The sequence below is a fragment of the Tenacibaculum aquaeponti genome (assembly GCF_057221555.1).
Map to the genome: position 1 here is coordinate 172,514 of NZ_CM170147.1, position 12,165 is coordinate 184,678.

Annotated in this window: 14 protein-coding genes; 9 read left to right on the forward strand and 5 right to left on the reverse strand. The window is 29.9% G+C overall.

All coding sequences use genetic code 11. The features are described from left to right. Window positions 1–4: 4 nt before the first annotated feature. On the reverse strand, window positions 5–412 hold the full coding sequence (tsaE, locus tag AC2TEO_RS00850) for a tRNA (adenosine(37)-N6)-threonylcarbamoyltransferase complex ATPase subunit type 1 TsaE (RefSeq protein ID WP_442266294.1): 408 nt from the start codon (window positions 410–412) through the stop codon (window positions 5–7). 3 nt (window positions 413–415) lie between these two features. Continuing rightward, window positions 416–1,963 (reverse strand): T9SS response regulator signal transducer PorX, encoded by a 1,548-nt coding sequence (gene porX / locus AC2TEO_RS00855; RefSeq protein ID WP_442266295.1) that lies wholly within the window; start codon window positions 1,961–1,963, stop codon window positions 416–418. A gap of 166 nt (window positions 1,964–2,129) precedes the next feature. On the opposite strand from porX, the gene AC2TEO_RS00860 reads away from it, so the two are divergent. The 9 genes from AC2TEO_RS00860 to fabG all read left to right on the forward strand — a co-directional run bounded on the left by AC2TEO_RS00860 (window position 2,130) and on the right by fabG (window position 10,438). Continuing rightward, window positions 2,130–3,368, forward strand: a complete 1,239-nt coding sequence (locus AC2TEO_RS00860) for an HD domain-containing protein (RefSeq protein WP_442266296.1) — start codon at window positions 2,130–2,132, stop codon at window positions 3,366–3,368. A gap of 45 nt (window positions 3,369–3,413) precedes the next feature. Continuing rightward, window positions 3,414–4,454, forward strand: coding sequence for a UDP-3-O-(3-hydroxymyristoyl)glucosamine N-acyltransferase (gene lpxD / locus AC2TEO_RS00865; protein ID WP_442266297.1), 1,041 nt, complete (start codon window positions 3,414–3,416; stop codon window positions 4,452–4,454). Continuing rightward, the gene (locus AC2TEO_RS00870; RefSeq protein ID WP_299679259.1) at window positions 4,447–5,838 is read left to right on the forward strand and encodes a bifunctional UDP-3-O-[3-hydroxymyristoyl] N-acetylglucosamine deacetylase/3-hydroxyacyl-ACP dehydratase; all 1,392 of its coding nucleotides are present in this window, start codon (window positions 4,447–4,449) and stop codon (window positions 5,836–5,838) included. Before lpxD ends, AC2TEO_RS00870 begins: the two co-directional genes overlap by 8 nt. Window position 5,839: 1 nt before the next feature. Then, window positions 5,840–6,625, forward strand: a complete 786-nt coding sequence (lpxA, locus tag AC2TEO_RS00875; RefSeq protein ID WP_442266298.1) for an acyl-ACP--UDP-N-acetylglucosamine O-acyltransferase — start codon at window positions 5,840–5,842, stop codon at window positions 6,623–6,625. Window positions 6,626–6,636: 11 nt separating this feature from the next. Next, a complete protein-coding gene (gene efp / locus AC2TEO_RS00880) occupies window positions 6,637–7,203 on the forward strand; it encodes an elongation factor P (protein WP_442266299.1) in 567 nt (188 codons plus the stop codon). A 38-nt stretch (window positions 7,204–7,241) separates the two neighbouring features. Next, window positions 7,242–8,162 carry a UDP-3-O-(3-hydroxymyristoyl)glucosamine N-acyltransferase gene (locus AC2TEO_RS00885; protein ID WP_442266300.1) on the forward strand — a complete coding sequence of 307 codons (921 nt, stop codon included), beginning with the start codon at window positions 7,242–7,244 and terminating at the stop codon, window positions 8,160–8,162. Window positions 8,163–8,231: 69 nt separating this feature from the next. Continuing rightward, window positions 8,232–9,107, forward strand: a complete 876-nt coding sequence (gene sucD / locus AC2TEO_RS00890; protein ID WP_442266301.1) for a succinate--CoA ligase subunit alpha — start codon at window positions 8,232–8,234, stop codon at window positions 9,105–9,107. A 140-nt stretch (window positions 9,108–9,247) separates the two neighbouring features. Then, window positions 9,248–9,436: a hypothetical protein gene (locus tag AC2TEO_RS00895; protein ID WP_442266302.1), complete on the forward strand. Its 189-nt coding sequence runs from the start codon at window positions 9,248–9,250 to the stop codon at window positions 9,434–9,436. A gap of 255 nt (window positions 9,437–9,691) precedes the next feature. Further along, on the forward strand, window positions 9,692–10,438 hold the full coding sequence (gene fabG, locus AC2TEO_RS00900; RefSeq protein WP_442266303.1) for a 3-oxoacyl-[acyl-carrier-protein] reductase: 747 nt from the start codon (window positions 9,692–9,694) through the stop codon (window positions 10,436–10,438). Between the two features lie 60 nt (window positions 10,439–10,498). On the opposite strand, the gene AC2TEO_RS00905 is transcribed toward fabG, so the two are convergent. From AC2TEO_RS00905 to AC2TEO_RS00915, 3 genes are read right to left on the reverse strand one after another with little or no spacing between them, the layout of a single operon-like run. Next, window positions 10,499–10,984, reverse strand: a complete 486-nt coding sequence (locus AC2TEO_RS00905) for a CAP domain-containing protein (protein ID WP_442266304.1) — start codon at window positions 10,982–10,984, stop codon at window positions 10,499–10,501. 19 nt (window positions 10,985–11,003) lie between these two features. Beyond that, window positions 11,004–11,441: a DUF4268 domain-containing protein gene (locus AC2TEO_RS00910; RefSeq protein WP_442266305.1), complete on the reverse strand. Its 438-nt coding sequence runs from the start codon at window positions 11,439–11,441 to the stop codon at window positions 11,004–11,006. Between the two features lie 38 nt (window positions 11,442–11,479). After that, the gene (locus AC2TEO_RS00915) at window positions 11,480–12,061 is read right to left on the reverse strand and encodes a MiaE family protein (protein ID WP_442266306.1); all 582 of its coding nucleotides are present in this window, start codon (window positions 12,059–12,061) and stop codon (window positions 11,480–11,482) included. Between the last annotated feature and the right edge of the window lie 104 nt (window positions 12,062–12,165).

Sequence of the window (12,165 nt, forward strand, 5' to 3'; positions counted from 1 at the left end):
TAATTTAGTTAAGTTGAATGTTTCTTAGATTATTGTCGGCTAAAGTGATTGTTACTTCACTAGCATTTAAAGGTAATAAATTTTTAATATTATTAGGCCATTCGATTAAACACCAATGACCTGAATCAAAATATTCTTCTATACCAATATCTAAGGCTTCTTCTTCATGGTTTATTCTATAAAAATCAAAATGATAAATGATGTCATCTGTTGTTGTGTGATATTCATTTACTAAAGAAAAAGTAGGTGAGCTGATAATATCATTACTTCCTAAAACTCTACAGATTTCTTTAATAAGTGTAGTTTTTCCAACCCCCATTTCACCGTTAAAAAGTAAAATTTTATGTTTTGAATTGCTAATTAATTCTTTAGCAATCATTTCAATTTCTTCTAACGAATAATTTTTATTCATAAATTATTTAGAATTATATATAGCGCAAGGTATAATAATTTCTTCTAATGAAATACCTCCGTGTTGATATGTATTTCTATAATATTTTACAAAATGATTAAAGTTGTTTGGATATGCAAAAAACAAATCTTCTTTTGTAAAAATAAAAGGACTATTTATAGATACACTTGGTAGATAAATATCTTTAGGATTCTTTACTTCATAAACATCTTTATTTTCATAACTTAAACTTCTACCTGTTTTATATCTTAAGTTAGAACTGATATTTTTATCTCCAATTACTTTTGTTGGTGTATTACAGTTAATTGTTCCATGATCTGTAGTGATAATTAGTTTTTGGCCCAATTCTCTTGCTTTCTGGATAATAGAAAGTAAAGGAGAGTTTTTAAACCAACTAACAGTTAAAGATCTGTATGCTTTATCATCACCAACTAATTCTTTTATTACTTCCATTTCAGTTTTAGCATGAGAAAGCATATCAACGAAATTATATACTACAACAGTTAGGTCATTATTTTTTGTGGCATTATAATTCTCTTCTAAATCTTTTCCGTTTTTAAGAGAAGTAATCTTAAAATATTCGTGTTTAATATTTAAGTTTAATCGCTTGATTTGTTCGGTTAAAAATTCATTTTCAAATAAATTTTTTCCACCTTCATCTGTATCGTTTTTCCAATAATTAGGATGTCTTTTTTCCATTTCAGAAGGCATAAGTCCAGAGAAAATAGCATTACGTGCATATTGTGTTGCAGTAGGTAGTATACTAAAATAAGAGTGTTCAGTTTCTTTTCTATAGAAGTTGTTAATGTGAGGTTCTAACACTCTAAACTGATCATATCTTAAATTATCAATTACCACAACAAGTAAACCTTGTTCTTTACTTAAATTAGGAACAATAAGATCTTTAAACAGTGTATGCGACATGGTTGGTTTGTCGTCACTAGTTAACCAATCTTCGTAATTCTTTTTAATGAATTTAAAAAAATGAGTATTTGCTTCAGATTTTTGACTTTCTAAGATTTCTAATAGGTTAGAGTCATCTATGTTTTCTAATTCTAATTCCCAGTGAATTAGTCTTTTATATAGATCGATCCACTCTTGATAAGAATTTACCATAGATAAATCCATAGATATTTTTCTAAACTCTTGCTGATAATTTAAAGTTGTTTTCTCCGTAACTAATCTAGAATGATCTAAATTCTTTTTTAAGCTCAATAATATTTGGTTCGGATTAACAGGTTTTATCAAGTAATCGGCAATTTTAGAACCAATAGCTTCTTCCATTATATATTCTTCCTCACTTTTAGTAATCATAACCACCGGAAGATTAGCTCTTTTTTGCTTAATTAGATTTAATGCATCTAAACCAGAAATTCCTGGCATATTTTCATCTAAAAAAACGATATCAAAATTCATATCATCTACTAAATCAACAGCATCAGTTCCATTCGTACATGTAGTAACTTTATAATTCTTTTTCTCTAAGAATAATATATGAGGTTTTAATAAATCTATTTCGTCATCTACCCAAAGGATATCAATTTTTCTCATAAGATTAATTTATTATCAAAGAACGATCAAATTAAATCTTTAGTACCGCATAAAAAAATAAATAACTCTTAAAATTTTAGATATTTATGTTTTTGTTGTTCGTAAATAAGCATTGTTTATATTTACATACTTTTGTTCAACACATAAAAAAAGAAAACACAACATATTGAGTAAGTCTAAAACTAACAAACTAAAAATACTTAACGATCCTATTTACGGATTAGTTTCTATCCCCAATTCCTTAATTTTTGATATTATCGAACATCGATATTTCCAAAGATTAAGGCGAATTACTCAAATGGGACTTACAAATTTAGTTTATCCAGGTGCTAATCATACACGATTTCATCATGCAATTGGGTGTATGCACTTAATGCAAAAAGCAATTCAAGCATTAAGATCTAAGAATATTGAAATTTCTGAAGATGAAGCAGTGGCTTTATGCATCGCTATTTTATTACATGATATAGGTCATGGAGCTTTTTCTCATGCTTTAGAATATAGTATTGTAAATGAAATAACTCATGAAGAGATTTCGTTACTTTTCATGAAAGCATTAAATAAAGAATTTAAAGGAAAATTAAGTTTAGCTATAGAGATTTTTGAAGGTAAATACGAAAGAACCTTTTTTCATCAATTAATATCAAGTCAGTTAGATATTGATAGATTAGATTATTTACAACGAGATAGCTTTTATACAGGAGTTGCAGAAGGAAATATTTCTTCTGATCGATTGATAGCTATGATGAATGTAAAAAATGATGAACTTGTTATAGAAGAAAAAGGAATTTATTCTGTAGAGAAATTTTTAATTGCTAGAAGATTAATGTATTGGCAAGTTTATCTTCATAAAACGTCTTTATCTGCGGAAACATTATTAGTAAAGATTTTGCAAAGAGCAAAAACTATAACTAAAGAAGGGAAAGATTTACCAGCGAATAGCGCTTTAGATTATTTCTTAAAAACACCAATCAATAAAGAAAACTTTAATATTGAAACTTTAGAAATGTTTGCTAAACTTGATGATTATGATGTCTTGTCAGCAATAAAAGAGTGGTGCGATAATGATGATTTTGTGCTTTCTAAACTATCACAAATGTTAGTAAATAGAAAGTTGCTGAAATTAGATTTACAGAGTAAACCTTTTTCAGAAAAATATAAAAATAAAGTTCAAGCTAAAGTAAAGAAGAAGTTAGGTGATCGAGAAAGTGATTTATCTTGTTTCGTTTTTGAAGATACGGTTTCAAATCAAGCTTACAATAAATCTATTCCGATTAAAATACTAACAAAAAAAGGAAAGCTAAAAGATATAGCTAAAGCTTCAGACAATTTAAATATAGAAACATTAGCTGTTCCTGTAGTTAAATACTTTTATTGTTATCCAAAGAATTTTGCTTTGATCTAGATCAACAGATTAAAACTAAACAAAAAATAATTACTTTTGCACCTAATGGAGTTTACAGCAAAACAGATCGCAGATATTTTACAAGGTGAGATTGAAGGAAATACGGAGGAGACAGTATTTGAACTTGCGAAAATTGAAGAAGCTCAAAAGGGTTCTTTAACCTTTTTAGCTAATCCAAAGTACGAACCATATATATACACTACATCAGCTTCAATAGCTATTGTTAGTGAAAAATTTATAGCAGAAAAGCATGTTTCATCTACTTTAATTAGAGTAAGTGATCCATATAAATCATTTTCAACATTATTAGAATATTACAATCAAGTAAAAAATAATAAAGTTGGTAGAGAAAATCCTATTTACGTTTCAAGTTCTGCCTCTATAGGTAGCAATGAGTATATAGGTGCATTTGTGTATATCGGAGAGAATGTAACTATTGGTAATAATGTGAAAATTTATCCTAATAGTTACATAGGGGATAACGTAAAAATTGGTGATGATTCAACAATTTTTTCAGGAGTAAAAATTTATTCTGAATCTGTGATCGGAAAAGGTTGTAAAATTCACTCAGGAACTGTTGTTGGTTCAGATGGTTTTGGATTTACACCAGATGAAAATGGTATATACAAAGCAGTTCCACAAATTGGGAACGTAATAATAGAAAATTATGTAGACATAGGAGCTAATTGTACTATAGACAGAGCTACTTTAGGATCTACAATTATAAAATCAGGAGTGAAACTAGATAACCAAATACAAGTTGCTCACAATGTAGAAATTGGTGAAAATACTGTAATTGCTTCTCAATCAGGAGTTGCAGGTTCTACAAAAATAGGTGAAAACTGTATGATTGGTGGTCAAGTTGGGATTGTAGGGCATATTACCATTGGCAATAATGTTAAGATCCAAGCACAATCTGGTATTGGAAGAAATTTAAAAGACGGAGATGTAGTACAAGGATCACCTGCAATAGGGTATTCAGACTTTAATAAGTCATATGTTTATTTTAAAAATTTACCAAAAATAGTATCAACCGTAAATAAACTAGAAAAAGAGTACAAGGCTCAACAAAACCAAAATGAGTAAACAACAAAGAACTATAGAAAATGAAGTTACTTTATCTGGTGTAGGATTACACACAGGAAATGAAGTAACTATGACCTTTAAACCAGCGCCAACCAATCATGGTTTCGCTTTTAAAAGAGTAGATTTAGAAGGTCAACCTATAATTGAAGCTAAAGCAGAGTATGTTATCGATACCCAAAGAGGTACTAACATGGAAAAAAATGGTGTTCAAATCAATACTTCTGAACATGTACTTGCAGCAGCAGTGGGATTAGATATTGATAATCTTTTAATTGAAATAAATGCTTCTGAACCACCTATTATGGATGGTTCTTCTAAGTTTTTTATTGAAGCGCTTGAAGAAGCAGGAATAGTAGATCAAGATGCTGAAATAGAAGAGTATGTAGTAAAAGAAATTATTTCATATAAAGATGAAAGTACTGGAAGCGAGATTATTCTAATGCCTTCAGATGAGTATCAAGTGACTACAATGGTAGATTTTGGTACTAAGGTTTTAGGAACACAAAACGCTACTTTAGATCATATTCAAGATTTTAAAGAGGAAATTTCTTCAGCTAGAACATTCAGTTTCTTACATGAAATAGAAATGCTTTTAGAACACAATTTAATCAAAGGAGGAGATTTAAACAATGCAATTGTTTATGTTGATAAAGAACTTTCTGAAAGTACTACAGAAAAACTTAAACAAGCATTCAATAAAGATGATATTAAAATCAAGCCTAATGGAATTTTAGATAATTTAGAATTACGCTGGGCAAATGAAGCTGCAAGACATAAATTACTAGATGTTATTGGAGATTTGGCTCTTGTAGGTACTAGAATTAGAGGTAAAGTTATCGCTAACAAACCAGGTCATTTAGTTAATACTACTTTTGCTAAGAAACTAGCAAAAATCATTAAGAAGGAAAAAAGAAATAATGTTCCTACTTATGATTTAAACCAGCCACCTTTAATGGATATTCATCAGATTATGGATATTCTTCCGCATAGACCTCCATTCTTATTAGTTGATAGAATATTAGAGTTGTCAGATAAGCATGTAGTTGGAATGAAAAATGTAACTATGAATGAAGATTTCTTCGTAGGACATTTTCCAGGAGCTCCAGTTATGCCAGGAGTTCTTCAGGTAGAAGCTATGGCTCAAGCTGGTGGGGTTTTAGTATTAAGTACTGTGCCAGATCCTGAAAATTACTTAACTTATTTTATGAAAATAGATAAAGTTAAATTTAAACAAAAAGTATTACCTGGAGATACATTAATCTTCAAAAGTGAATTAATAACGCCAATTCGTAGAGGTATTGCACATATGCAAGCTTATGCTTATGCCAATGGAAAACTTGTTGCAGAAGCAGAATTAATGGCACAAATTTCTAAAGCAAAATAATATGAATCAACCATTAGCTTACGTTCACCCCCAAGCTAAAATAGCAAGAAATGTAGTTATTGAACCTTTTTCAACCATACATGCAAATGTAGAAATTGGTTCTGGTACATGGATTGGTTCTAACGTAACAATAATGGAAGGTGCACGCATAGGAAAAAACTGTAGAATTTTTCCTGGAGCTGTAGTTTCCGCTATACCACAAGATTTAAAGTTTAACGATGAAGAAACTGTTGTTATAATTGGAGACAATGTAACTATTAGAGAATGTGTAACTATAAATAGAGGTACTTCAGATCGTTTAAAAACTGTAATTGGTGATAATTGCCTTATTATGGCATACTGTCATATAGCTCACGACTGTATAGTGGGAAATAATTGTATCTTCTCAAATAACTCAACTTTAGCTGGTCACGTTACCATTGGAGATAATGTTGTATTAGCAGGTATGGTTGCAGTTCATCAATTTGCTTCCGTAGGAAACCATGCTTTTGTTACTGGGGGTTCTTTAGTAAGAAAAGATGTGCCACCTTATGTTAAATCAGCACGTGAACCATTATCTTATGTAGGTATTAATTCTATTGGTTTAAGAAGAAGAGGATACACTACAGAAAAAATTAGAGAAATTCAAGATATTTATAGAATTCTATTTCAAAAGAATTACAATAATTCACAGGCAATAGAGATTATTGAAGCAGAAATGGAAGCTACTTCTGAAAGAGATGAAATAATTCAGTTTATTAAAGATTCTCATAGAGGTATAATGAAAGGATATTATAAAACAAATTAATATAAAAAACAATGGCAACAACTTCAGATATTAAAAAAGGATTATGCATAAAATATAATCATGATATATTTAAAATTATAGAATTCTTACACGTAAAACCAGGTAAAGGTCCTGCTTTTGTTAGAACTAAATTAAAAAGTGTTACTTCAGGAAAAGTAATTGATAATACTTTCTCTGCTGGACATAAAATAGAAGATGTTCGTGTAGAAACTCATAAATTTCAATATTTATATGCTGAAGGAGATGATTTACATTTCATGAATACAGAAGACTATAACCAAATTACTTTACAAAGAAAAGTAGTTGATGGTTCTGAATTTATGAAAGAAGGTGAAGTAGTTACAATTTTAATTAATACAGAAGACGGATTACCTTTATCTGTAGAGATGCCTTCTCACGTAATATTAGAAGTAACTCACACTGAACCAGGAGTAAAAGGAAATACAGCAACAAATGCAACTAAACCTGCAACAGTAGAAACAGGAGCTAGAGTTAATGTACCTTTATTTATTAATGAAGGAGATAAAATTAAAATCGATACTGAAAAAGGCGTATATTCAGAAAGAATCAAAGAGTAAAAAAATTTGATCCCGCTTAATTGCGGGATTTTTTTCATATGAAATTTAAAACTGTTCAAACTTTACAGCAGATAGCAAATCTGTTAGAAGTATCTTTTGTTGGAGATCCTAATTTTGAAATTATAGGATTAAATGAAATTCATGTTGTTCAAAAAGGAGAAATTGTTTTTGTTGATCATCCAAAATATTATGATAAGGCTTTAACTTCTGAAGCTACCACAATTTTAATTAATAAAGAAGTTGAATGTCCTGAAGGTAAATCACTACTAATTTCAGATGATCCTTTTAGAGATTTTAATAAGCTCACAAAACATTTTAACCCTTTTATTGCATCTAAACAAAGTATTTCTGATTCTGCTGTTATAGGTGAAGGAACTATTATTCAACCCAATGTTTTTATTGGAGAAGGGGTTATTATAGGTAAAAACTGTATTATTCATGCTAATGTTACAATTAATAATAATTGTGTGATAGGTGATAATGTAAATATTTATTCGAATACTGTATTAGGTAGTAATGCTTTCTATTATAAGAAAAGACCAGAAGGTTTTGATCCTTTAGTTTCTGGAGGTAGAGTTGTAATTGAAAATAATGTAGATTTAGGTGCTTCTTGTACAATAGATAGAGGTGTTACTGGTGATACTACTGTAGGAGAAGGAACTAAAATTGATAATCAAGTTCATGTTGGTCACGATACAATTATAGGCAAAAAGTGTCTTATTGCTGCTCAAACCGGAATTGCAGGTTGTACTGTAATTGGTGATGAAGTAACAATTTGGGGACAAGTAGGTGTTGTTAGTGGTTTAAACATAGAGAAAGGTACAGTCTTAATGGCACAAACTGGAGTAATGAAGTCCTTGAAAAAAGGAGTTTATTTTGGTACGCCGCAAAGAGAGTACCGTCAAACTATGAGAGAAATTATACATTTAAAAAACGAAGTAAATAAAGCAAAAAAGTAACCATAATTTAATTGGTTATCCTCAATTAAAAAACTATTTTTGCTAGACTTAAAAATTAAAAATAAACCAATGAGCGTTTTAGTAAATAAAGATTCAAAGATTATAGTACAAGGTTTCACAGGAAGTGAAGGTACTTTTCATGCTGGTCAAATGATCGACTACGGAACAAATATTGTTGGAGGTGTTACTCCTGGTAAAGGAGGACAAGAGCACTTAGGTAAGCCTGTTTTTAATACTGTTGATGAAGCAGTAACTAAGGCTGGTGCAGATACTTCAATTATTTTTGTACCACCAGCATTTGCAGCTGATGCAATTATGGAATCTGCTGAAGCAGGAATTAAAGTAATTATTTGTATTACTGAAGGTATCCCAACTGCTGATATGGTAAAAGTTAAAGCTTATATCGACGCATTAGAAGATTGTACTTTAGTAGGACCTAACTGTCCAGGAGTTATCACTCCAGATGAAGCTAAAGTTGGTATTATGCCAGGGTTTATTTTCAAGAAAGGTAAAGTAGGTATTGTTTCTAAATCAGGAACTTTAACATACGAAGCTGCAGACCAAGTTGTAAAACAAGGTTACGGAATTACTACTGCTATTGGTATTGGTGGAGATCCAATTATTGGAACTACTACTAAAGAGGCTGTAGAATTATTAATGAATGATGATGAAACTGAAGCAATCGTAATGATTGGTGAAATTGGTGGACAATTAGAAGCTGAAGCTGCACGTTGGATTAAAGCTGACGGAAACAGAAAACCAGTTGTAGGTTTTATCGCTGGACAAACTGCTCCTGCTGGTAGAACAATGGGACATGCTGGTGCTATTGTAGGTGGTGCAGATGATACTGCACAAGCTAAAATGAAAATTTTAGCAGAGAATGGAGTACACGTTGTTGAATCTCCTGCTAAAATTGGAGAAATGGTAGCAAAAGTTTTAGCTTAATTTCAAATACATAAAAAATTTTAAAGCCGATGCTATGTTTATAGCATTGGCTTTTTTAATAAACCTTTCAACTTATTATTATAAATATTAATTTTTTTTTATATTGAGATAATATTAACCTATAATAAATATTTAAAAAAATGAAATTGAATCACATTAAAAATTTTGGAAAAGAATTAACAAGAAATCAATTAAGAGAAACTACTGGAGGTAGAACATGGTATTATCAATGTGCTGATGGTAGAAGTGGGCAAATTAGAAATGGAGGAGATACCCTTTCCGAAAATCCTTGTGGAAACGTAGATGGCGAAGCATGGTCAAGAGGATAATTTGTTAAAAATAATATTATAAAAAACCAATATTTACTAAATATTGGTTTTTTTAATTAAAAATGAAATCTATTGTTAATCAAGTTAAAAGAATTTATAAGTAAAATATACTTACTTATAAATTTGTCAAGCCCAAGAATTATTAAGTTTAATAATCAGTAATATTTAGTTTTAAAACGCAGTAAAATCCTATTAAAAAGTAATCTTTTGCAGGATTTTTATTTTTATATTTGAATCCTGTAAAACAACTAATAAATGAAACTTTTAGAAAATAAAACAGCAATTGTTACTGGTGCTACAAGAGGTATTGGTAGAGGAATTGCTTTAGAATTTGCTAAGCAAGGAGCTAATGTAGCTTTCACATATAATTCTTCTGTTGATGCAGCTACAGCATTAGAAAATGAATTAAAAGAGTTAGGAGTAAACGCAAAAGGATATCAGTCAAATGCCGCTGAATTTGATGCAGCTCAAGAGTTAGCTAAAAATGTATTAGAAGAATTCGGAAGTATTGACGTATTAGTTAATAATGCTGGTATAACAAAAGATAACTTATTAATGCGTATTTCTGAAGATGATTTTGATAAAGTTATTGAAGTTAACTTAAAATCTGTTTTTAATTTAACAAAAGCTGTTATTCGTCCAATGATGAAGCAAAGAAAAGGCTCAATTATTAATATGAGTTCTGTAGTTGGATTAAAAGGTAACGCAGGACAAGCTAATTATGCAGCATCTAAAGCAGGTATTTTAGGGTTTTCTAAATCTGTAGCTTTGGAATTAGGATCTAGAAATATACGCAGTAACGTAGTTGCTCCTGGTTTTATTGAAACTGAAATGACTGCAAAATTAGATGAAAAAGTAGTTGAAGGTTGGAGAAATGAAATTCCTTTAAAAAGAGGTGGAACTCCTAAAGATATTGCTGATGCTTGTGTGTTTTTGGCCTCTGATATGAGCGCATATGTAACAGGGCAAACTTTATCAGTCGATGGAGGAATGTTAACCTAAAAAAGTTAATAGATATATAAAAAAAAGCAGTGAAATTAATTTCACTGCTTTTTTTGTCAATTACTTTTTTATAAAAATATTTGTATAGTACCAAGTCCCATTATCATTCTTCTTAGCAGTAAGATTAAAATGTGTAAAGTCTCCTTCAATATTTCTACGATGCCCATTACTATTAATCCATCCATTAACTAAAGATTGAGCATTACCATAGCCATATGCTACATTTTCAGCTATATTTTTTGCATCTACATTTTGCTGTAAATAATTACTTCGATCACTAAAATTATCATGAGAAATATCACCTTTACTAATCATGTAATCTGTATGTGCATCGGTTTGAGTTTTTATAATATCTAAAATTTCTAATGGACTTAAACCGTTATCAATTCTATGTTTGTTTAGTAAGTTTAAAATTTGTGTTTCGTATTCAATTTCATTTGTTGGATTTTCGAGGTTTTGATCTCTAGTATCAACGTTTTCTTCGTTAAAACTACAAGAAAAAAATGCTAAACAACAAATAAAGAATAGAGTTTTAATTAATTTCATAAGGAGATAATAAAGATTATTAAATGGCTTGTTTTATAAAATCTTCGTACTCATAATAAAACATTTCGAACTGAGTCATAGTTTCTACAAAAAACTCATAACAATCACGCCAGGTATTTTTATTATGGATACTAAATTTCTTTTCATGTAAAACGTATATTCTGTGAATATATTTTCCGTTTTCTAATTGAAAAGCGTTGTCAAAAATAACTTCAGGTAAATATTCTGATTCTAATATTTTTCGTAACGATAATAGCTGATCGTATAACAACTCATTAGCAACTTCTTCAGGATGTTCAAAATCTAAACAGACAAAAGCTTTTTTTCGATCAGCTTGAAATTTAAATGCAAATCCTTTGATTTTTGTATTGTACAATACCCATTTTCTTGGAAACGATTTACCAAAGCTCGTCCAGAATTCTTTCCTAATTTTAGCTGATTCTTCTTTGCTAAACATCTATTATAGTTATCTAGGTTTTTAAGAATTGATTTATCTTATCCGTGAACTTTAGCAGAAATACCTCTGTTTTTCATCATAAGGGCTTCAAAAGCAAGTAAATCATTCCACTTCTGATCAACAATTTCTCGGTTCATATACTTTCTGGCATAGCCTAAAAATAAAGTGTAATGGTTTGCTTCAGAAATCATTAAGTCTTTATAGAATTCAGATAACTGTTCATCTTCCATATTGTCAGAAAAAACTTTAAAACGTTCACAACTTCTAGCTTCAATTAAAGCAGCTACTAATAGTCTGTGAACTAAAGCTTCTGTTCTATCAGGAGTTTTAGGGAAGAATCCTTGTAATTTTAAGGCATAATCATTTTTAGTTGCTTGGCCTAAGACCATTCCTCTGTCTACCATTAAATTATGTACCATTCTAAAATGTTCCATTTCTTCAATAGCAATATCACTCATATCTTTTACTAATGCTGTTTCTTCAGAGTAATTTATAATTATAGAAACTGCATTACTGGCGGCTTTTTGTTCTGCAAATGCATGATCGGTTAAAAGTTGTTGCAAACCATTTTTTGCAACATCTACCCAAGAAGTTTCCGTATCAAATTGTAATCCTAACATGTCTTCAAATACCGTTAACTAATTAAAACAGCAAATTTACGAATTCTAAAATCTATTTCACTGGTATTTTATTAACTTTGAATATCAGTTAACTAGAAAAAAAT